At 34.2% G+C, this 21611-nt stretch carries 25 protein-coding genes; 7 read left to right on the top strand and 18 right to left on the bottom strand.

Annotation, left to right across the window (positions count from 1 at the left end; all coding sequences use genetic code 11):
- The first annotated feature begins 87 nt into the window (after positions 1–87).
- Both FJ651_RS14925 and FJ651_RS14930 read left to right on the top strand, forming a co-directional pair.
- Positions 88–1383, top strand: coding sequence for a phosphoribosylamine--glycine ligase (locus FJ651_RS14925; RefSeq protein ID WP_140991514.1), 1296 nt, complete (start codon positions 88–90; stop codon positions 1381–1383).
- 15 nt (positions 1384–1398) lie between these two features.
- Positions 1399–1857, top strand: coding sequence for a GNAT family N-acetyltransferase (locus tag FJ651_RS14930; protein WP_140991516.1), 459 nt, complete (start codon positions 1399–1401; stop codon positions 1855–1857).
- Positions 1858–1885: 28 nt separating this feature from the next.
- Here FJ651_RS14930 and FJ651_RS14935 read toward each other — a convergent pair whose 3' ends face one another.
- Complete coding sequence (locus FJ651_RS14935) at positions 1886–2353, bottom strand: DinB family protein (RefSeq protein ID WP_140991518.1); 468 nt, start codon at positions 2351–2353, stop codon at positions 1886–1888.
- 140 nt (positions 2354–2493) lie between these two features.
- Between FJ651_RS14935 and FJ651_RS14940 the strand changes: the two genes are divergently transcribed.
- Both FJ651_RS14940 and FJ651_RS14945 read left to right on the top strand, forming a co-directional pair.
- Positions 2494–2778, top strand: coding sequence for a DUF3817 domain-containing protein (locus FJ651_RS14940; protein ID WP_140991520.1), 285 nt, complete (start codon positions 2494–2496; stop codon positions 2776–2778).
- The gene (locus FJ651_RS14945; RefSeq protein WP_140991522.1) at positions 2775–4034 is read left to right on the top strand and encodes a mechanosensitive ion channel family protein; all 1260 of its coding nucleotides are present in this window, start codon (positions 2775–2777) and stop codon (positions 4032–4034) included. Before FJ651_RS14940 ends, FJ651_RS14945 begins: the two co-directional genes overlap by 4 nt.
- On the opposite strand, the gene FJ651_RS14950 is transcribed toward FJ651_RS14945, so the two are convergent.
- Positions 4035–4421 carry an acyl-CoA thioesterase gene (locus FJ651_RS14950; protein ID WP_140991524.1) on the bottom strand — a complete coding sequence of 129 codons (387 nt, stop codon included), beginning with the start codon at positions 4419–4421 and terminating at the stop codon, positions 4035–4037. It abuts the gene before it with no gap.
- Between the two features lie 141 nt (positions 4422–4562).
- Here FJ651_RS14950 and FJ651_RS14955 point away from each other — a divergent pair, with 141 nt between their 5' ends.
- Entirely contained in the window at positions 4563–4979 is a 417-nt protein-coding gene (locus tag FJ651_RS14955; RefSeq protein ID WP_140991526.1) for a glyoxalase, read from the top strand.
- On the opposite strand, the gene FJ651_RS14960 is transcribed toward FJ651_RS14955, so the two are convergent.
- From FJ651_RS14960 to FJ651_RS14970, 3 genes are all read right to left on the bottom strand, one after another.
- On the bottom strand, positions 4976–5653 hold the full coding sequence (locus tag FJ651_RS14960) for a DUF2461 domain-containing protein (RefSeq protein WP_140991528.1): 678 nt from the start codon (positions 5651–5653) through the stop codon (positions 4976–4978). The two genes, FJ651_RS14955 and FJ651_RS14960, sit on opposite strands and share 4 nt — an antisense overlap.
- 66 nt (positions 5654–5719) lie before the next feature.
- Positions 5720–6388: an OmpA family protein gene (locus FJ651_RS14965; RefSeq protein WP_140991530.1), complete on the bottom strand. Its 669-nt coding sequence runs from the start codon at positions 6386–6388 to the stop codon at positions 5720–5722.
- 4 nt (positions 6389–6392) lie between these two features.
- Complete coding sequence (locus FJ651_RS14970; protein WP_140991532.1) at positions 6393–6893, bottom strand: lipocalin family protein; 501 nt, start codon at positions 6891–6893, stop codon at positions 6393–6395.
- Positions 6894–7180: 287 nt separating this feature from the next.
- On the opposite strand from FJ651_RS14970, the gene FJ651_RS14975 reads away from it, so the two are divergent.
- Together FJ651_RS14975 and FJ651_RS14980 are read left to right on the top strand one after the other, a co-directional pair.
- A complete protein-coding gene (locus FJ651_RS14975) occupies positions 7181–7399 on the top strand; it encodes a hypothetical protein (protein WP_140991533.1) in 219 nt (72 codons plus the stop codon).
- A gap of 100 nt (positions 7400–7499) precedes the next feature.
- Positions 7500–9224 carry a sodium:solute symporter family protein gene (locus tag FJ651_RS14980; RefSeq protein ID WP_140991536.1) on the top strand — a complete coding sequence of 575 codons (1725 nt, stop codon included), beginning with the start codon at positions 7500–7502 and terminating at the stop codon, positions 9222–9224.
- On the opposite strand, the gene FJ651_RS14985 is transcribed toward FJ651_RS14980, so the two are convergent.
- The 13 genes from FJ651_RS14985 to FJ651_RS15045 all read right to left on the bottom strand — a co-directional run bounded on the left by FJ651_RS14985 (position 9221) and on the right by FJ651_RS15045 (position 21600).
- The gene (locus FJ651_RS14985) at positions 9221–10012 is read right to left on the bottom strand and encodes a tRNA pseudouridine synthase A (RefSeq protein ID WP_394348099.1); all 792 of its coding nucleotides are present in this window, start codon (positions 10010–10012) and stop codon (positions 9221–9223) included. The genes FJ651_RS14980 and FJ651_RS14985 overlap by 4 nt on opposite strands.
- Positions 10013–10027: 15 nt before the next feature.
- The gene (gene hisIE, locus FJ651_RS14990) at positions 10028–10630 is read right to left on the bottom strand and encodes a bifunctional phosphoribosyl-AMP cyclohydrolase/phosphoribosyl-ATP diphosphatase HisIE (protein WP_140991540.1); all 603 of its coding nucleotides are present in this window, start codon (positions 10628–10630) and stop codon (positions 10028–10030) included.
- Complete coding sequence (gene hisF, locus FJ651_RS14995) at positions 10627–11382, bottom strand: imidazole glycerol phosphate synthase subunit HisF (protein ID WP_140991542.1); 756 nt, start codon at positions 11380–11382, stop codon at positions 10627–10629. Before hisF ends, hisIE begins: the two co-directional genes overlap by 4 nt.
- A 59-nt stretch (positions 11383–11441) precedes the next feature.
- Entirely contained in the window at positions 11442–11798 is a 357-nt protein-coding gene (locus tag FJ651_RS15000; protein WP_140991544.1) for a four helix bundle protein, read from the bottom strand.
- 61 nt (positions 11799–11859) lie between these two features.
- A complete protein-coding gene (hisA, locus tag FJ651_RS15005; RefSeq protein ID WP_140991546.1) occupies positions 11860–12594 on the bottom strand; it encodes a 1-(5-phosphoribosyl)-5-[(5-phosphoribosylamino)methylideneamino]imidazole-4-carboxamide isomerase in 735 nt (244 codons plus the stop codon).
- Between the two features lie 41 nt (positions 12595–12635).
- On the bottom strand, positions 12636–13190 hold the full coding sequence (locus tag FJ651_RS15010; protein ID WP_140991548.1) for a manganese efflux pump MntP: 555 nt from the start codon (positions 13188–13190) through the stop codon (positions 12636–12638).
- A 71-nt stretch (positions 13191–13261) separates the two neighbouring features.
- Positions 13262–13843: an imidazole glycerol phosphate synthase subunit HisH gene (hisH, locus tag FJ651_RS15015; RefSeq protein WP_140991550.1), complete on the bottom strand. Its 582-nt coding sequence runs from the start codon at positions 13841–13843 to the stop codon at positions 13262–13264.
- Between the two features lie 114 nt (positions 13844–13957).
- Positions 13958–15088, bottom strand: coding sequence for a bifunctional histidinol-phosphatase/imidazoleglycerol-phosphate dehydratase HisB (gene hisB, locus FJ651_RS15020; protein ID WP_140991552.1), 1131 nt, complete (start codon positions 15086–15088; stop codon positions 13958–13960).
- A 74-nt stretch (positions 15089–15162) separates the two neighbouring features.
- On the bottom strand, positions 15163–16215 hold the full coding sequence (gene hisC, locus FJ651_RS15025; protein WP_140991554.1) for a histidinol-phosphate transaminase: 1053 nt from the start codon (positions 16213–16215) through the stop codon (positions 15163–15165).
- 34 nt (positions 16216–16249) lie between these two features.
- Entirely contained in the window at positions 16250–17536 is a 1287-nt protein-coding gene (gene hisD, locus FJ651_RS15030) for a histidinol dehydrogenase (RefSeq protein ID WP_140991556.1), read from the bottom strand.
- A gap of 30 nt (positions 17537–17566) precedes the next feature.
- Positions 17567–18424, bottom strand: a complete 858-nt coding sequence (gene hisG / locus FJ651_RS15035; RefSeq protein ID WP_140991558.1) for an ATP phosphoribosyltransferase — start codon at positions 18422–18424, stop codon at positions 17567–17569.
- A 313-nt stretch (positions 18425–18737) separates the two neighbouring features.
- Positions 18738–19553, bottom strand: coding sequence for a prohibitin family protein (locus FJ651_RS15040; protein WP_140991560.1), 816 nt, complete (start codon positions 19551–19553; stop codon positions 18738–18740).
- Positions 19554–19566: 13 nt separating this feature from the next.
- Positions 19567–21600, bottom strand: a complete 2034-nt coding sequence (locus FJ651_RS15045) for a VWA domain-containing protein (protein WP_140991561.1) — start codon at positions 21598–21600, stop codon at positions 19567–19569.
- Positions 21601–21611: the final 11 nt, after the last annotated feature.

The following is a 21611-nucleotide window of genomic DNA, read 5'->3' on the forward strand; positions in this document are numbered from 1 at the left end:
TGTTAAGTTTTTGACATTCAAAAAAAATAGTCAATTCAAAATTTAACTAATTTAGCTCATAATTTATAACAGTAAAAAACACATCTCTTGAAACCTAAATCAGACATACCAAAAAATATACTATTAGTTTCCCGTTGGGGAGAAACCTTAGATCTGGCCTTGGCCATACAAAATGAGGGACATTCTATTAAATTTTTTATTCAAGAAAAGGAATGTAAAGAAATTGGCGATGGTTTTATTCCCAAAGTTAAAAGTTGGAAGAGTCAGGTAAAATGGGCCGATTTAGTGATATTTGACTATACCGGCTACAGTAAAGAAGCCGAACTATTAAAAGCTGAAGGCAAACCGGTTTTTGGTGGAAGTAACTACACCGACAAGCTTGAGCTAGACCGAAATTTTGGTAATGATGAGCTTAAAAAACACAAAATTAAAACATTGCCTTCTAAAGAATTTGCCACTTTTGAAGATGCTATCACTTATATTAAAGCACATCCGGATGCTTATGTCATTAAGCCTTCGGGCGAAACACAGGAGTTAAAACAACTTTTATTTGTGGGTAATGATGATGAAGGTGCTGATGTTATTAGAATTTTAAGAGCCTATGAAAAAACATGGGGTAACGATTTTGGAAATTTTCAATTACAAAAAAAGGTGAAGGGTGTTGAAATTTCGGTATCTGCTTTTTTTAATGGCAAAGAGTTTTTAAAACCTATTAACGTAACTTTTGAACATAAAAAATTGTTTCCTAAAGAATTAGGTGTTTCTACCGGTGAAATGGGAACCAGTATGTTTTGGGTGAATGATTCCCCTATTTTTGACGCCACCTTAAAAAAATTTGAGGCAACCTTCGCCAAGTCAAATTTTACAGGGCATATTGATATTAACTGCATTGTAAACGGCAACGGCATTTATCCTTTAGAATTTACATCTAGGTTTGGATACCCGCAAATAATGATTCAACGAGCTGGTATTACCGAACCTATTGGTAATTTACTCTATAAAATAGCAAAGGGTGAAAAGTTTAAAATTCAAACTAAAAAAGGCTTTCAAGTTGGTGCATTTATTGTGGTTCCACCATTTCCATACGATGACATGAAAACCTTTGAGCTATTTTCAAAAGATGCAGTAGTGGTGTTTAAAAAAGATTTAAAAGAAGGACTTCATCCAATGCATCTAAAAAAGGTGAATGATGAATGGTTAATCACAGGGAACACAGGCATAGCCTTACTGGTAAGCGGCACAGGAAATACCATGAAAGATGCACAAAAAATGATGTACAATCGCATTAATAATGTCATTGTTAATAATGGTTACTACCGAACCGATATTGGCGACAGATGGTTTGAAGATTCAGATAAACTTTGGTCTTGGGGACTTCTGTAATTAAATTTTTAAAAAATGGATGCCGAATTAGTACAGCTTAAAAGTAACGAACATTTATTCTTTAACATACTTCCAATAGAATGGCAAGACAATATTGTTCCATTTTGGAATGATTATAAATCTAGTTCTAAGGTGATTGTTTTTTATGATGGTGACGATGTTATTGCAGGTGGTATCCTTTTCAGTGCCATGCCACCCGACTTAAAATTACACAGTACTGAATTACAAACATGGTTTGATAAGGGTTATTTGTACATCGGATTTTTATGGGTTGCTGAGCATAAAAGAAATCAAAAAATGGGTTCACTTTGGATTGAAAAAATTAAGGATTTAATGCCAAAACAAAAATTTTGGTTGGTTATTGAAGAAGAGGATCTGGGTAAATTTTACGAAAAACATCATTTTATTAAAGAACAAACTATTGTTAATGAAGACACAATAGAATGGGTTTATGCCTTTAAACCGAATGTTTAGTTATTACATTAGTTGTTGTTGAGTTACCTCATTTCGTTAAAAGCTTATTTATCAAAGCTATTTGGCCCAAATGGTAATAGCTATGTTCAATAACACCTTCAATATTTCTGTGGTAGGTGCCGTACTTTTTATCAAAAAAATCACTGTTTAAAATTTCATCGTTCATTTGTGAGACAGCTACAATAAATCTTTCGGCGTTGGTTAAAAGTGTTTCAACTAAATTATTCCATTGGTTTTGATTATTAATTGGCTTAACCTCAAAACTATATTGATCTTTAATGGTCAATTCTCCTGTTTTAAAGGCCTCTAAAATACCATTGAGATAATAATTTATATGAAAAGTTAGCGCCGCAACGCTGTTTAGACCGGCAATCTTTTCTGTAGCTTTTTCCCATGACAACTTTTGTAATTGTGCTTTGTAATTGGTGTTGGCAATCCATGTTCCGTTAATAAAGACTTCTTCAAGTCGTGATGCTAAAAACTCATTTGTGTTCATCTCTTTCGAAATTATTAGATAGATATTCGAAAATAAGAAAAATTAAACAATATAAATCCATCTATTAAAACCTGTTAAATACTGTTTTATGTAGGTTGTAAGCTTTATTTTTGCAATTGGTTAAAACGAAAATTTAAAGTATGATAACTGCATTTAGGATTATCGCATTTTTAGAAGGTATTTCTTATATTTTATTGTTGTTTATTGCTGTTCCGGTAAAATACTTGCTTGAGGATGAAAGCTATGTAAAACTATTAGGAATGCCTCACGGTTTACTTTTTGTTGCATATATCGCTTTGGCATTTGTGGTAAGAGCCGAACAAAAATGGTCTAATTTTATTTTAACCAAAATTTTAATGGCTGCTTTAATACCATTTGCAACCTTTTACATTGATTTTAAATATTTAAAGCCTTTAGCTAAATGAACGATTATAACATTTTAAAGCCATTTAATCATTATATATATGATGTACTAATTGATTCGGGTAGTTCTGAAATTTTAGCCAGATATCTCAATATGTTGGCTTTACTTTTAGTATTCACTATAATTTTGTTGGTAGTAGATTTTATTCTCAGAAAAATCTTATTAAATCTGATTAACAATTTTGCGTTAAAAACCAAAACCGAGTTCGATGATTTTCTTGTAAAACACAAAACACCAAGAAATTTAGCCCATATCATTCCGCTATTAATAGCCTTTGAACTTCTTCCTGTTGTTTTTGTTGATTTTCCTGCTTTTGAATCTAAAATGGAATTGGTTTTAAGAATTTTAGGTGTTTTAATGGTGGTCTGGATCATTAGAAGTTTACTACAAACAATTCGGTCTTTTTCAAAAACCATTAACTCTTTAAAAGACAAACCAATTGATAGTTACATTCAGGTAGCCATGCTTTTTGTTTGGATCATTGCTATTGCTGTGATATTTGCCATGCTAACGGGAATTGAGTTTATTAAATTCTTTACAACCCTTGGTGCGGCCTCAGCAATTTTACTTCTTATTTTCAAGGATACTATTCTTGGCTTTGTTGCCAGCATTCAGGTTGCCATTAATGACACTGTAAGAATTGGGGATTGGATTACCATGGAAAAATACGGCGCCGATGGTGACGTTATTGAAATAAACCTCGCAGCAGTAAAGGTTCAAAACTGGGATAAAACCATTACTACCATTCCTACTTACGCACTTATTTCCGATTCGTTTAAAAACTGGCGCGGCATGACCGATTCCGGTGGCCGACGTATCAAGCGTTCGGTTATCATAAAACCTTCCAGTATTAAATTTTTAAAACCGGAGGAAGTTGAACAATTAAAATCCATTCAACGTATTACCGATTTTCTAAATACAAGACAAGCTGAGATTGACACCTTTAATATTGAAAATAAACGCGATAAAAGTATTTTACTTAATGGTCGTAACCTTACCAATTTCGGGGTGTTCAGACAGTATATCGCCACGTACATTGAAGGTCATCCCGATATAAAGAAAGATATGACCATTATGACCCGACAGTTAGAACCTACTGTTTATGGTTTTCCTCTGGAAATTTATGCATTTAGCAGCGACCAACGTTGGGTTTATTATGAGAAAATTATGGCCGATATTTTTGACCACGTCATTGCAGCGATTCCGTTTTTCGGACTGGAAGTAATGGAAATCAATTCTATTGAAGTAAAAAAATAATTAAGTTAATCGATTTTTAACATATTCGACCTTTGTCTTGCCGTGAGGTTTGGGTTTCCCGTTTTCATCAAGGTTAACTAAAACAAGATTATCAACGGTGATAATGGTTTCACGGGTCATTTTATTGCGAACTTCGCAGTTGAGCACAACCGAAGTTTTTCCAAATTTTACCACTTCAATGCCAATTTCAATAATATCGCCGGTTTTGGCAGAACTCATAAAATTTATTTCAGACATGTACTTGGTAACTACTTTATTGTTTTCTAATTGTATCACTGCATATAAAGCGGCTTCTTCATCAATCCAGGCTAAAAGCCTGCCGCCAAATAAGGTACCGTTAGGATTAAGGTCTTCTGGTTTGACCCATTTTCTGGTGTGAAATCTCATAATTTAAGTGTTTTGTCAAAGGTATAATTTTAGTCTAAAACCTTCGCAAATCTAATGATGTTAATAAAACGGTTAACAACAAATTGCCGACAAAAAATGTAAAGGTCTCTTAATTTTTAATTTTAGTCAAAATCAAATATCATGACAACACGCTCTACCGATTTACTTAACCTAAGACCAACAATTGCTTCGGCCATTTTACACGACGCCATGAGCTCAGAGGAGTACTTTCAGAATGCTACTTTAAGACCGGTTATTAAGAGTCAAAACGATTTAATTATTGCCGTTTTCAAGAATTATATTGCCAAGCACAAAAATGTTTTTTACGAATTATCAACTCAAAAACAGCTAGATTATATCGAAAATGCCATTCACAAGGATATGAAGTTTAGAAACAGTGTTAAGGGAATGATTATAGGCATGTTCACTCTTGAAGAATATGAAAGCTACACAACCAATTCTTCGGCTTTAAACAAACGAATGATGAATCTGGTTAAGGAACGACTTGTAAGTCAACTTCAATTATTTCAAAAAGCCGAAATTTTAAAAGCGATTTAGATAATAGGTTCGCCGTTAAGGTTGGTAGTAAGCACATCGCTCATTAAATCAAAAAATGGTCTAATGGCTTTAAAACTATTGTTGACCTGCTCTAGAAAATCATCTTGAAAAACTTCGTCATCACTAAAATACTTTGTGAAGATGTATTGTTTCATTCTAATTAATTCTATATCGGGATGATTTTTATCGAAATCTCTTGGCGCGGTTTTAAGCGACTCACCTTCAATATGTCCCCAAGTACTTTTAAGTGGTGACTGATTGATAACCACTTTGAATTCTGAAGCGTCCATTTCGAGTTCTTTTCTTATTCTCATTAAATCTTCGGCATTGGGGTCCCAAAAGCCTACGCCCAAAAACGATCTATTATCGGGTTCTAGATGTAAATAGTAACCACCACGCAACAGTGGTTTTCTTCGTACGAAAGCGGCGCTAAAATGTGTTTTGTACGGTTGCTTGTTTTTTGAAAAACGAACGTCTCTATAGATTCTAAAAATTTTAGAGGATTCTATGTCATCGTGCTGCCGCATTTTTAACAGCAAATTTTCAACTTCTGTTTTAAATTTTTTCTCTAGAGATTTAAACCTGTTTTTATGATCGCTAAACCATTCACGGTTATTGTTTAATTTCAGTTCATTAATAAACTCAAAAATCTCAGACTCTAAAGTATAACTCATTACTATAGTTTTTAATATTAAAAAAGGCTCCGTTTAGAAGCCCTTAAAGTTATAATTTTTAAAATTTTAATTTTGCTTTGCTCGTGCGTCTTCTATCATTTGCTCATTTGCAATAACAGCTATCTCAACACGTCTATTTTTTGATCTACCTTCCGCAGTGCTATTATCAAAGCGAGGCATACTTTGGCCTAAACCTTCCATAGATAATCTATTGGCTGCGACACCCTTAGATTTTAAATAATCTACAACAGATTTAGCTCTTTTTTTAGAAAGCTCCATGTTATAGGCCTCACTACCTGTACTATCTGTATGTCCTTGAACAAGGATATTAGTGTCAGGAAATTCTAAAAACACATTTACAACCTTATCTAAATTAGCTTTTGAAGTTACCGTTAAATCAGCCTTATTAGTAGCAAAGTTAACACCACTATTTTCGTCGAAATTAATAAGAATACCTTCCCCGACGCGTTCTACTTCGGCACCGGGAACAGCTGTTTCAATTTTTTGAGCTTGCTTATCCATGACGTTACCAATTACAGCACCCGATGCACCACCAACTGCTGCGCCAATCAATGCCCCTTTTAAATTACCGCCTATAAGTCCGCCAACAAGAGCACCTCCGGCAGCTCCTAAAACAGCACCTTTTTGAGTTTTATTAGCGTTTTGAACAGCAGAACAACCTACTATTGCAAACGAAAGCATAATGACTGCACTATATTTTAAAATTGTTTTCATATTTCTAAAGATTTATATTATCAGATTTTTTCTCGAATTTTATTACCACATCAAATGAATTACCTTCATAAGTTGAAGGTAGAGTTATTATCATATTACCGGCAGTAAGTTCATTAATTTCTGCTCTATAGCCTGTTTTATCTTTGCTTTGTGGTCTATTCTTTTCATCGGCATATTTAAATTGAAAAGACTTGTTGTTACCTACCTCCAAAAATGACCATATAATGCGATAGTTTAATATATCGCAAGTAGAGTTACTGGCGTTTGTTGTAAATCTTCCGGAGGCGTTGTTAGGGATAAAAACCCATTCGCTTCCCTTAAAACAAGCCGAATCTGCGGCATCGAACAAAAAAGCTTTATAAATACCTTTCTCTCCAATAAATTTAATGTCGGTAAGTTCCCAAGTTCCTTTTAAAGTACGTTTACTCGGTAATTCAGAAACTGCTTGTTTAGCTCCACAGCCGAAAAGGGAAAAAAAGAGCAATAATAATGTCAAGTTTTTCATGAAATATTCGGTTAAATTTTATTAATTTTTTTCTAATCAAATCGTTGTTAAAGACGTTTAAATATACAACATATTTTATGAAAATATAGTTGAAGTTGAACAGAAAGTACTCAACTGTAATTATCTAATTATGACATATTTTTTTTATTGTAAACAACTCATATTTATCAAAAGAAAATAATAAGTATAAAATTGCTTAATTCTCTGTTAAAAGTACCCATACTTTTTGTTAATTTCTAAAATAATATGTAATATGCCTGACTTTTTAATTTATTAAATCCAATTTCATGGGAAGACCGGCAACAAAACCTATCAAATTAAAAGATGGTTATTATATTGAAATACGCAATAAAGGCGCTAATTCGGGCATTAAGTTGCATAGCAGTACGGAAGAACAAATGTTAAGAACAATTAAAACATACGAACGTACCAAGGATGTTGTTATTCTTGGTCAGTCTAAAAATGGTAAGTTTATCAATAAAGAAGAACTGCATGTTGTAGATTAACTAACATTTAAATAGTTATAAAAAGGTATGGCAATCATTGGTTTCCATACCTTTTTTATTTGCGATTAAATTTTAGCTTTGTATTCCATAACAACACAGCATGACGCTTCATACATTAGATTGGTTCATTATTATTTTCTTTTTAGTACTCTTTGCCGGCATTGGAATTTATGTTTCAAAAAAAGCCGGTAAAACCAGTAACGAATTTTTTCTTTCAGGCCGCAATATGCCCTGGTGGCTTTTAGGCGTTAGTATGGTGGCTACAACCTTTGCAGCCGATACACCCGGTTTAGTAACCGAATTAGTTAGAAAAGACGGCGTATCGGGCAATTGGGTTTGGTGGGCTTTACTATTAACAGGTATGCTTACCGTTTTTTTTTATGCCAAACTGTGGCGGAAAAGCGGTATCGCAACCGATTTAGAGTTTTACGAATTGCGTTACAGCGGAAAAGCGGCCGCTTTCTTGCGAGGTTTTAGAGCTATCTATCTTGGTGTAATTTTTAACATCATTACCATGGCGGGCGTTTGCTTGGCCGGAGCTAAAATTGCCAATATTTTACTCGGGCTTTCCCAAGCCGAAACACTTATTTATGCGTCGGTTATTGTGGTGTTCTATGCATCTTTAGGCGGACTAAAAGGTGTTTTGTTAACAGACTTTATCCAGTTTTTACTGGCTATGATTGGGAGTGTTTGGGCTACTATTTACATAGTTAATCTACCTGAAATTGGGGGTTTGGAAAACTTGTTATCTCACGAACTCGTCAATAATAAATTAAGCTTTTTCCCGGATTTTAATAATACCGAAGCTGTTATTACTCTGCTCATTATTCCATTTGCTGTTCAATGGTGGAGCACTTGGTATCCCGGCGCTGAACCAGGTGGTGGTGGCTATATTGCTCAAAGAATGCTGGCCGCAAAAGACGAAAATCACGCTACCTGGGCTACTTTATTTTTCAACTTTGCGCACTACGCTATGCGTCCCTGGCCATGGATTTTAGTGGGCTTAGCATCGTTGATTATTTATCCTGATTTGTCAAGTCTTAATAATACTTTTCCAAATCTTACAGCCGAAATGCAAGGCGATGATGTAGCCTACGCCGCAATGATGACTTACCTGCCAATTGGTTTAATTGGTATTGTACTCACCTCATTAATGGCTGCTTTTATGAGCACGATTTCAACGCAATTAAATTGGGGCAGCTCTTATGTGGTGAACGATTTTTACGCGCGTTTCATAAAACCTCAGGCAACTGAAAAACAAAAGGTACTTGTTGGTAGACTATCAACTGTTTTGCTGATGATAGCAGCCGGACTTTTTTCTTTCTATTTGCAATCGGCTAAAGATGTATTTAGCTTGTTATTGCAAATTGGCGCCGGTACCGGTCTACTGTTTATTTTACGATGGTTTTGGTCTCGCATCAATCCTTACAGCGAAATCGCAGCTATGGCGATTTCGTTTGTAATCGCTGTTTTATTTTTTGTAAATGGAAAGTTGGAAACACCATGGTTTGAATTAGCATCTCACTGGCAATTGGTTACGGGAGTTGTCATCACAACAATTGGATGGATAACAGTAACACTACTCACCCAACCAAGTAAACAAGAAACGCTCAATAGTTTTAATCTGCTGATTTTTGGTAAAGATTCCAAATTTAAAGGATTTGGTTACAAAACTCTAGCTTTTATAGTTGGTGTCTTGGGTGTATATGCTACGCTTTTTGCAATAGGTAGTCTAATTTACGGCAAGATGGTTAATGGATTGGTTTTATTAGCTATAGTCGCAGTTTGTTGTTTTATAATTTATAAAGCCACTAGAAAATTTTAATCTAATCCGTCAAAATTTACATGATTCAGGATTAAACCTGATGCCGGTGCTATATAATCAATTTTACAATCAAAATCAGGTTTTAGGGAGTTTTCAATAAAAGTCAAATCTACTTCACCTCTACCTAATTTAATTAAGACACCCATCATCAATCGAATTTGATTGCGCATAAATCCTTTGCCTTTTACTTTAAAAATGTAAGATGTTTTCGGAAAAAAATTTGCTTTATAAACGGTATTTTCTGTAATGGTACTTTCCAGTATGGTACGATTATACTCACCATGATCGGTTGGCTTATAACAATAGGATTTTAGATAATGAGTACCTTGAAATAGCTTGGCGCCTTGTTTCATTATTTCAATATCGAGTGGCTCTAAAATTGTAGTTAAAATTGGTGCACAAAACGGATGATTCTTTTGTCCTTCAGAAAACACATAATGATATTCTTTAATTTTTGAGTTTTGAATAATATTAAACTTCTCGTCTACTGGCTTAATGGAAAGCACTCTAATATCTTGAGGTAAATTATGATTAAACCATATCAAAAATTCATCTAAATTATTTATTTCCTCAAATGTAAATAACTCAAAAGCACTTTCGTTAGCCGAAACCATAGCATCCGTTCTGCTGGACGTTAATGATTTAAAGGCCGCACCATCCATTACATAGCGCAATGTTTTGTCTATCATTAGGTGCACCGTTTTTAAATTGGGTTGTTTTTGCCATCCGTGAAAACGATAACCCAAATATTGAAATTTAACTAAATAAAAGTGACTATATTTCAAGATTCAAGTTTCTAAATTTTATTTTGAATGGCGCTGTTCCAGTATAGATACAACGTCTTGAAGTTGATAACCTTTTGCCTGCAATAAAATTAAGTAATGAAATAGCAAATCGGCACTTTCATTTAAAAATAAATCATCGTTGCTGTCTTTAGCTTCAATAACTACTTCCACAGCTTCTTCGCCTACTTTTTGTGCAATTTTATTGATGCCTTTTTCAAATAAAGACGCCACATAAGAAGTATTCCCTTCAGCTGAATTTTTACGTTGCTCAATAACATTTTCTAATTTAGACAGAAAGCCGTAAGAACTTGTATTGTTTTCAGCCCAACAAGTGTCGGTGCCTTTGTGACAGGTTGGTCCTTCGGGTTTAACAGAAATTAGCAACGCATCACTATCGCAATCTAATTTATAATCAATTAAATGCAAAAAATTGCCACTTTCTTCACCTTTGGTCCAAAGCCGATTTTTGGTACGACTAAAAAAGGTTACTTTTTTGCTGGCTATGGTTTTTTCGAATGCCGTTTCATTCATGTAACCTAACATCAAGACGTTTTTAGTATTGGCATCTTGGATAATGGCCGGGACAAGTCCATCGTTATTTTTATCAAAATTTACAGTCATAATCTTACAGCTAAACCTTTATTTTTTAATTGATTCTTTAATTCTAAAATCGGAATTTCACCAAAATGGAATACACTTGCCGCCAGGGCTGCATCTGCTTTTCCTATTGTAAAAGTATCGGCAAAATGCTGTATGGTTCCTGCGCCACCTGATGCAATAATAGGAATATTTACCAAACTTGACAATTTGGCTAAAGCTTCATTAGCAAAACCGTTTTTAGTGCCGTCGTGGTTCATGGATGTGAATAATATTTCGCCTGCACCACGTTCCTCTACTTCTTTTGCCCAATCAAATAATTTAATATTTGTTGGAATAGTGCCTCCGGCCAAATGCACAAACCATTCACCTTCAATTTGCTTGGCATCTATAGCTACTACAATACATTGACTACCGAATTTTGCTGATAATTCATTAATAAGTTCCGGACGCTTCACTGCCGAAGAGTTAATTGATACTTTATCGGCACCACAATGCAATAAATCGTCTACATCTTCAACCGACGATATACCGCCACCAACTGTAAATGGAATGTTGACCTGCTCGGCTACTTTTAACACCATATCGTGCATAGTTCGTCGTTTCTCCTGTGTTGCCGAAATATCTAAAAACACCAGCTCGTCTGCACCCAATTCTGCATATTGTTTTCCAAGCGCTACAGGATCACCGGCATCGCGTAAATCCACAAAATTAACACCCTTAACGGTACGACCGTCTTTGATGTCTAAACAGGGTATGATTCTTTTTGTTAGCATGTGCTCATATTAGATTTTTGAAGTACGACATACGAATTATGGTTTTTGTTTCTTGAATTTTATTTATTTTGATTTTTTCTAATTGTATTTATGGATACAACTGTAATCGCTAAAATTTCGTTAGCCTCTTTTATTAATCCCTTTATCTCATCAGCATACTCAGGTAAAATTTGCTCAAATATTTCCAACCAATACATACTTTCATCTGCTTCTTCTTCTACAATTTTAAGTTTATTAATAAAATCTGCAGTAGATTTAGCACGCTGAGAAGATCGATAATTTGCACCAACAGAACTAGAACATTTTAATAATTGATTTACATAAGCATTAAATTCTCTTGATTTGGGAACTTTAGAACAAAAATGCCAACAATCAATAGCAAATTGTTTTGTTCTCTGCAACATTTCATTCTTCATCTTGTTCAAAATTTAATTTCATAATTTCCCAAATCGTAATTTGTAATTCGTAAATCTAATATCACATAAATCTTTCTAATTCTTTTAAGCTAATTCTATTTTCGTAAATGGCTTTTCCAATGATAGCGCCTTCGCAGCCAATGGCGTCTAATTCTTCTAAATCTTTAACAGAGGTAATACCACCTGAAGCTATGAGCTTAATGGATTGTGTATTACTACTGTTGGAACAAACTTGTATAATATTTTGATATAATTCTAATGAAGGACCTTCTAGCATCCCATCTTTTGAAATGTCAGTACAAATAACATACTGGATGTTTTTTTTCTGATAATCTTTAATAAACGAAATCACTTCTATATTAGATTGCTCTTTCCAACCGCTAACAGCTATTTTCTGGTCTTTGCAATCGGCACCTAAGATAATTTTTTGAGGACCATATTTATTAATCCAATTTTCAAACATCTCCGGACTTTTAACGGCAATGCTACCACCGGTAATTTGTTGTGCACCCGAGTTAAAAGCAACGTGCAGGTCTTCATTTGATTTGAGTCCGCCACCAAAATCCACCTTTAAATTAGTTTTTGAAGTAATAGTTTCAAGCACCTTATAATTGACAATATGCTGCGCTTTTGCACCATCTAAATCAACTAAATGTAAATATTGAATACCTGCATCTGCAAAGGCTTTGGCAACCTCTAACGGATTTTCATTGTATATTTTTTTTGTGTCGTAATCGCCTTTAGTGAGACGAACACATTTTCCTTCTATGATATCTATGGCTGGGATAATGCGCATGCTTTAAATTTTATTTTGTTTCAAAAAAGTTAATTTCATAATTAAAATGAAAAGCCCAAATAATTAATAATTCCTAAAATAATTAATAATACACCTGCAAAAATCTGGACATATTTACCAAAAGTACTTTTAATGTATTTGCCAGTCTTAAGACCCACAAAGGTAAATACCATAGAAAAAAAGGCTATAAAAAACGCTAATTTCAATGGGTTTACATCTCCAAGTCCTAAACTAAAACCTACTAAAAGGTTGTCTGTACTTAGCCCTAAAGCTATCAATAACAATCCTTTTACTGAGGTTATGTATTCTAGTGATTCAGTTGTTTCCTTCTTAGTTTTATAGGAAGTAAAAATGGTATAAAAACCAAGACCAATTAAAATTATACTCCCTATTAAATCTGCGTAATTTTCTATAAATGAACTGATATACCGACCAATAAATAGCCCAATAAGTGGAATTGTAAATTCTACAATTGTAAAAACAATTACAATTCTGAGATGATAAGCCTTAGTCCCCAAAGCGCCCAAACCAAATGAAAACGCAAGGTTGTTAGATGCTATAACGATGCCAAGCAATATCATGTCAAGAATATCCATTCATTGGTATTTTATTATTTGCTATATTGTTAATAAATTTTATTTTTACTATTATTAAAAATCACTTGCTATTATAATTTAATAAAATTCTTTAATAACTGCTCCCCAACTTTACCGCTTTTCTCGGGATGAAATTGAACTCCAAAAAAATTGCCGTTTTCTAAAGCCGAAGCATATTCTAATTCATAATTTGTTGTCGCTATGGCTTGATTACAATTTTCGGCATAATAGCTGTGAACAAGATACATATAATCACCTTCATGAATACCTTTAAACAAATCTGATTTTAAATTGTGAATGGTATTCCATCCCATTTGTGGGACTTTTACTGCATTTGAAAAACGTTTTACATTAACATCAAAAATACCTATGCCCTGAGTGTTGCCTTCTTCTGTGTGGTTACACATGAGTTGCATTCCCAGACAAATTCCTAAAACCGGCTGTTTTAATTGCGGAATTAAAACCTCCAAGCCTGTTTGCCTTAATTTGTTCATCGCAGAACTTGCTTCACCTACGCCGGGAAAAATAACTTTATCTGCATTGCTAATTTCTTCCGGATCGTTGGTCAAAACAGCATCAAACCCCAATCTTTGAAAAGCAAACTGAATACTTTTAATGTTACCCGCTCCGTAATTAATAATGATGATTTTCAAAATGTTTTTCTTTTAATAAATTCTGTTTTTGGACAATAAAAACTTAAAATCCAAAAATCAAGCACCAAAATCCAACTTAAAAATTATTAGAATTTGAAATTTGAAATTTGGTTTTTATAAAACCCCTTTTGTTGATGGCAATATCATTTTCTCCACATCGCGTTTAACAGCCATTTTAATAGCTTTGGCAAATGCTTTAAATATGGCTTCTATTTTATGATGTTCGTTGGTACCTTCAGCTTTAATATTGAGATTACATTTAGCGCCATCAGTAAATGATTTAAAGAAATGATAAAACATTTCGGTTGGCATTTTACCAATCATTTCACGTTTAAATTTGGCTTCCCAAACCAGCCAGTTTCTGCCTCCAAAATCAATCGCTACCTGGGCTAGGCAGTCGTCCATAGGCAGGCAGAATCCGTATCGCTCAATACCTAATTTATTGCTTAGAGTTTTGGCAAACACTTCGCCCAAGGCAATGGCAGTATCTTCAATGGTGTGGTGTTCATCCACTTCTAAATCGCCATCTACTTTTATGTTTAAATCTATTTGTCCGTGACGTGCTATTTGGTCTAGCATATGGTCAAAAAAAGCAATACCGGTATCAATGTTACTCTTTCCGGTGCCATCTAAATTAAGGTCGATTTTAATTTTGGTTTCATTGGTATTGCGTTCAATGCTACCCAAACGTTGACCGGCTTTCAAAAAGTTGTAAATTTCTTCCCAAGACGATGTTTGCAAAGTAAATACCTCTTTAAAATTATTAATAGCATTCTGACTTGGTTTTTCCTGACTTTCAACATTTATTAAAATGCCTTTTGCTCCCAAATTTTGTGCTAATTGAATATCGGTAAGTCTATCGCCTATGACGTAGGAATTTTGTAAATCGTAATTACCATCCATATAATGGGTTAGCAATCCTGTTCGGGGTTTTCTGGTAGGTGCATTTTCATGTTCGAAAGTGCAATCTATTACCACTTCATCAAATTCAATATCTTCGTTTTTAAAAGCTTGAATTAAAAAATTTTGAACCGGCCAAAAGGTGTCTTCAGGAAATGAATCCGTTCCTAAACCATCCTGGTTGGTTACCATTACCAATTTGAAATTGAGTTCTTTGGCTACTTTTCCCAAAAATTGAAATACTCCTGGAAAAAACTCGAGCTTTTCAAAACTATCTAATTGATAATCTGTTGGCGGTTCAATAACCAAGGTGCCATCTCTATCTATAAAAAGTATTTGTTTCATATTAATTTCCTGTGTACACAAGAATCTCTTGTTTATTTATACAATTTTAATTTCTACGCTTGCAATCTCAATAATTATTTCAAAATATTTAAGATTTCAATCAATTTATCATTCTCTTCCTTAGTTCCAATAGTTAAACGCAAGCAATTGTGACATAGCGGCTGAGTTGTTCTATTACGCACTACAATTCCGAAATTTATTAACTGCCCATAGCGCTTATTAGCGTCGTCTACTTTTACTAAAATAAAATTAGCATCAGAATCATAAATAGTGTTTACAAAGTTAACTTTTTGTAATTCGGATTGAAGTCTTTCGCGTTCATTTAAAATTTCTGCAACTTCTTGTTCAACCTTATCCATTCGATTTAAACGAGCAATGGCTTGTGATTGCGTGAGCTGATTGATATTATAAGGTGGTTTAATCTTGTTTAAAACGGCAATAATGGCTTCGGAAGCATAACAAATTCCCAACCTAATTCCGGCTAAACCATAAGCTTTTGAAAGTGTTTGCGTGATGATTAAATTTGGAAACTCTTGCAACCTACTCAACCAACTTTCTTCGTTTGAAAAATCGATGTAAGCCTCGTCAATAACCACAATTCCGGGGAAGTTCATGATGAGTTGTTCCATTAATCCGGCCTCAAAACTATTAGCGGTTGGGTTGTTAGGCGAACATAAAAACAGAAGTTTTGTTTGGCTATTTACAGCATTAAATATGGCTTTTACATTTGGTTGAAAGTTGGCTTCTAATTCAACTTCAACGTTTTTCACTGCATTTAAATTTGCTAAAACACCGTACATACCATAGGTTGGCGGCAAGGTGATGATTTCATCCTGATTAGGCTCACAAAAGGCTCTAAAAATCAAATCTAATACTTCGTCGCTGCCATTTCCTAATAAAATTTGACTAACAGGAATGTTCTTTATTTCTGAAAGTCGTTGTTTTAATTCACGCTGTTGCGGATCGGGATAACGGTTAAGTCCGTTTTCGAATGGATTCTCATTAGCGTCAATAAAAACCATATCGCCAGTGGTTTCTTTAAATTCGTCTCTAGCCGAAGAATATGGTTTCATCGATTTGATGTTATCTCTTAATAAAGACGCTATATTAAACTCTTTTACTTTCATTTTACAGATTTCTCGACTGCGCTCGAAATGACATTTAATTGGTTAAATCCTTTAATCGCAAAGTTACAGCGTTTTTGTGTGCTTGTAATCCTTCGGCTGATGCCATAGCTTCTATGGCCGGACCAATGCTTTTAATGCCGCTTTCACTAATTTTTTGAAAGGTGACACTTTTATTAAAGCTATCTAAGTTAACACCCGAGTAAGCTTTGCTAAAACCGTTGGTTGGCAGTGTATGATTGGTGCCAGAGGCGTAATCACCGGCACTTTCCGGTGTGAAATTACCAATAAATACTGAGCCTGCATTGATAATACCATTAACATAAAAATCTTCATTTTTACAGCAAATGATAAAATGTTCGGGAGCATATTCGTTGATAAGCTTTAAAGCCGTTTCATCATTTTCAACATATATTATGCGCGAATTATTAATGGCTTTTTCAGCAATAACTTTTCTAGGTAACACACTTATTTGACTTTTGATTTCAACTTCTACTTCTTTAAGTAAATCTTTTGAAGTCGTTACTAAAATCACCTGACTATCAACACCGTGTTCTGCCTGACTTAACAAATCTGAAGCTACATAAGCGGCATTAGCACTATCGTCTGCAACCACCAGCAACTCGCTTGGTCCGGCAGGCATATCGATGGCTACACCGTATTTTGTAGCCAATTGCTTAGCAACCGTTACAAACTGATTTCCGGGTCCAAAAATTTTATAAACCTGAGGAATACTTTCAGTGCCAAAAGTTAATCCGGCAATGGCTTGTATACCTCCTACTTTTAAAATGTTTGTTACACCGCACAACTGGGCAGCGTATAAAATTTCATCAGCTAGTTGGCCTTGTTTATTAGGTGGCGAGCACAACACAATATCTTTGCAGCCGGCAATTTTAGCAGGAATTGCTAACATCAATACCGAAGAAAATAACGGCGCCGTGCCACCCGGAATATATAAACCAACTTTTTGAATGGGGCGTTTTTCTTGCCAGCATTTGACACCCGTTATAGTTTCAACCTCTACACGATCTGTTATTTGAGCTTTATGAAATACCTCAATATTGTTTTTAGCCAGTTGAATGGCCTGTTTTAGAGATTCAGGTACGCGATTGGCGGCCGCATCTATTTCGGACGAATCTACCAAAATCGACTCTAACAAAACACCGTCAAACATAGAGGTATATTTACTTATGGCTCTATCGCCGTGCCTTTTAACATCATCGAAAATTTGGTTAACCGTATCTTCAATATTTTCGACTGTTTGAGTTGGCCTTTTTAAAATTTCGAGCCAGGTTTCAGGGTTTGGATTGATATATTGTTGCATGATTAGTTCTAATTTTTTTTATAAAGAGTATTAAAAGACCATATTTTCTATTGGGCAAACTAAAATACTTTCGGCACCATTGGCTTTTAGTTCATCGATAATTTCCCAAAAATCGTTCTTATTAATTACTGAATGTAATGAGCTCCATCCCTCTTCGGCTAAAGGTAACACTGTAGGACTTTTCATTCCGGGCAATATTTTAATAATATCATCGAGTTTCTCATTTGGAGCATTCAATAAGATATATCTCGATTGTCGTGCACGTAAAACCGACTTTAATCTGAAATGTAAAGTGTCTAAAACCAATTGTGCGTTGGCTGTAATTTTTGGTGATACCGCTAAAACAGCTTGCGATTTAAGAATTACTTCAACCTCTTTTAAATTGTTTTTAAACAACGTACTACCGCTTGAAACGATATCTACAATAGCATCAGCCAATCCAATATTTGGAGCGATTTCAACCGATCCGTTGATGATGTGAAGCTGTGCCGTAATATCGTTTTTATCCAGAAAATCTTGCACTGTATTAGGGTACGAAGTAGCAATTTTCTTGTTGTTTAAGTCTTTTATTGATTGGTATTGAAACCCTTTAGGTACTGCCAGACTTACACGACAACTTGAAAAACCAAGGTTTTCGATAGATTTGATGTCGGCCCCTTTTTCAAATAATAAGTTTTCGCCAATGATAGCCGCATCAACGACGCCATCTTTTAAATACTGAGGAATATCGCCATTTCTAAGATAAAACACTTCCAAAGGAAAATTTCTCGCCGAAGCTTTTAATTGGTCTCTTCCATTATCGATGGATATGCCAATGTCTTTTAAAATACTCATGGAATCATCGTGTAATCTCCCTGATTTTTGTACTGCAATTTTTAGCTTTGTCATTTTTTAATCACCGATAAAACGGTTTGTTTTAAGTTAAACTTCAAATTTTCATTTGAGCTTTTTTTACCTTTCGGGGTTTCTGCTTTCCTCATCGCTGTAAGGTTTGAGCAGGAATGAAAAAACCCCGATTGATTAGCTCAAACGGGGTTTTATTATGTTATTTGTTATCAATACATCATTACCTCGCCTGATTGCCAGTATGTGAATGGTGATGATGTAATTGATTTAAATTCATTTTTCTTATTTTGATAAACAAAGATTCAGAAATTATAAATTGAATTCCAAATTTTAGCTTGTTAAAATTATGCAAAGACTATTGATTTCCTAAAATAATAGGCATTCCATCTTTTCCTGAACCAATTACAATTACTTTAGAATTTGGAGATTTAGATAATTCTAAAGTAGCCTGAATTCCTTTTTCCTGAAGAATCTTATCGGTTAACGACGCACTTAAAATTTGGTTAGCACGCGCCTTACCTTCGGCATCAATACGTTGTCTTTCGGCTTCTTGCTCTGCCTTTTGAAGTCTGAATTCATATTCTAATGCTTCCTGTTCCTGACTTAATTTACGCTCAATGGCATCTTTAATTGTTGGTGGCAAAGTAACATCTCTTACAAGTACTTCATTTAACTGAATAAATTGACCTTCTAATAATTTATTAGTCTCGGTAAAAATCTCTGTCTGAATAGCATCTCTTTTGCTCGAATACAATTGCTCCGGTGTATATCTACCTACCACGCTTCTTGAAGCCGAACGAATAGCCGGTATTAAAACTCTTTGAACATAAGCTTCGCCCTTATCCTGGTGGAGTTTACCAAGATTTTCGTATTCAGGTTGAAACCATATAGAAGTATCTATTTTAATATCCAAACCATTTGAAGACAAGGCTCTAATTGGCTCAGATAACTCTTGCTGTCTGGTTTCGTAAACAATTACTTTATTCCAAGGAGCAACTATATGAAAACCTTCAGTCATAGGTGGTTTATCGGTTACCACACCTTCACTAAAGGTTTTAAATAAAACACCTGCTTGTCCGGCACCAATTGTAACCGCCGATTTCGCTAAAATAATTATCAGCACAATAATTGCTATAATACCCGGTAATGCGATTTTTGGTAATCTTTCCATAAAATTTAAATTTTTAAATTAATCCGTTATACTTTCTAATAAACCACTCTAAACCTAAGCTGAGCGCTAATAAAGCTAGCAGAATTTTAAAGTCTAGCAAAGGTACAATATTTTTGGTGCTTTTTTGAGTGATTTGGAAGCGTTTATCGTTAATCAATTCATAAAAAAGGGTTTCTACTTCATTTGGAAAATAAGCCTTACCTTGATTTGTACCGGCCAAACTTTGAAGTTTTACAGCATTGGCATTTAAGAATTGTTGTTCAATATTAAATTCCAATATTTTAATCTGGCCTGATTTTGAAATATTTTCGTTCTCCTCGGTAATTATGAAATTATAATCACCTGCCAACAAGCCATTTAAATCAACAACATAATTATTGTTATTTAATAATAGTGGATAGTTAAACTGTTGGTTACTTTCTGTATTGGTTAGTGAAATTACCAACTTGGCATTGGTCTCAAACTCGTAATTTTTATTAAAAAACTGCGCTGAGATTATGATTTTATCACTGCTGTTATAAAAAGAGTTATAGTCTATATTCAATCGGCTTTTTAGTTTGTTAGAACTTAAATATTGCACCAATTTGCCCATAAAATTATCAAAATTATTAAACGATTGATCGTCTAAAAAACTTTGTGCACGCCAGCGCCAAATATCTTCACCAAGTAATAATGCTTGTCTTTGATTGTTAATTTCTGTGGTTGCTAATAAGGCTTCCTCAGTTTCAAAACCGTTGATGACTTTAAACAGCAAAATGTCATGAGGGACTCTTATTTCACATTCACCAAATTCAGATCGTAAAGGCGGTAAGTTGCTGAAGTTTAAGTTATCGATAATAAAATTGCTGAAATTAATATTCTGAGCGGCCTGATGATTTTCATACTGATTGGTAATGGTTTGCTTAAATTTAGTTTGAACTTGGTTTAAAAACCGCCAGTTGGTATTGGTGCCGGCAATGATAAAGCTGTTCAGTTCTAATTGATCGAGCAAATCAAATAAAGGTTTAAAACTTGCATCAGGTTGATACAAAACAAACAATTGATAATCTTCAATTTGACCAAGAACCTCATCTACTTTTAAAATAATAGCCGAACGTTGTTCATTGGTTTCAATACTCTTTTTTAGTACGCCTAAATCTGGATGCATCATGGTCGAAACAATTGCAATATTCGATTTTTCGTCTATAACTTCTACCGCAAAATTTTTAATATTGTTAGTACTGTTTTTTTCGTTTTCAAGCGGAAGCAATTCAACTTTATAAGATTTAACACCAATATTTTCAGCGAGTATGGTGGTATTTACTACTTTAGAATTATTTTTTGAATCTAGGTTAATCGTCTCAGAAAAAAGAATCCTATCTCCAGACGAAATTTTTAGTTGTGTTGAAACTGCTTCATTACCATCATACACTACCACTGTTTCTACCGGAAATCTATTTTTTAAAAAAGCGTATTTGTTAACGTTTAATTGCTGAATTTTAAGATCGGCATACTTGGTTGTGTCTCCTAAAATTAAAGGGAATACAGGCAATTTTTTAGTTGAAGCGCTGTACTGATAATCGCGACCGTAAGTTTGATTACCGTCGGTTAATAAGGTAATGGCTGTATTGCTGTTTTTATAAATATCAGCCAAACCCGATAGTGCTTTTGAAATGTCTGATTGGTTCTTATCAAAATTAGTTTCAGTTAAATTATATAATTCACTATCAAACTGATAAAACTCAATATTAAAGCGATTGTTTAACTCTGAATTAGACTTTACTGTCTCTAAAAAGTCAATTGCTCTTTCATGTTGATTGAGATATTTTATAGATTCTGAATTGTCAACAGCAACCACCAAGTTGGGTTTTTCGGAATAATAAGTGGTGTTTTGAAACTTTGGATTTATTAACAATAACAATAAAGTAAATATACTTACAAACCTTAAAATTGCCAGATAAGCGCTGACCTTTTTACTAATTTTAGATTTCACTCTATATTGAAATAGCGCCAATGACAGCGCTATTCCAAATGATAGTATGATAAAAAAAATTGTGAGGTTTGTCATTTAATTTTTCT

The organism is Paucihalobacter ruber (assembly GCF_006494535.1).
GTDB classification, from domain to species: Bacteria; Bacteroidota; Bacteroidia; order Flavobacteriales; family Flavobacteriaceae; genus Paucihalobacter; species Paucihalobacter ruber.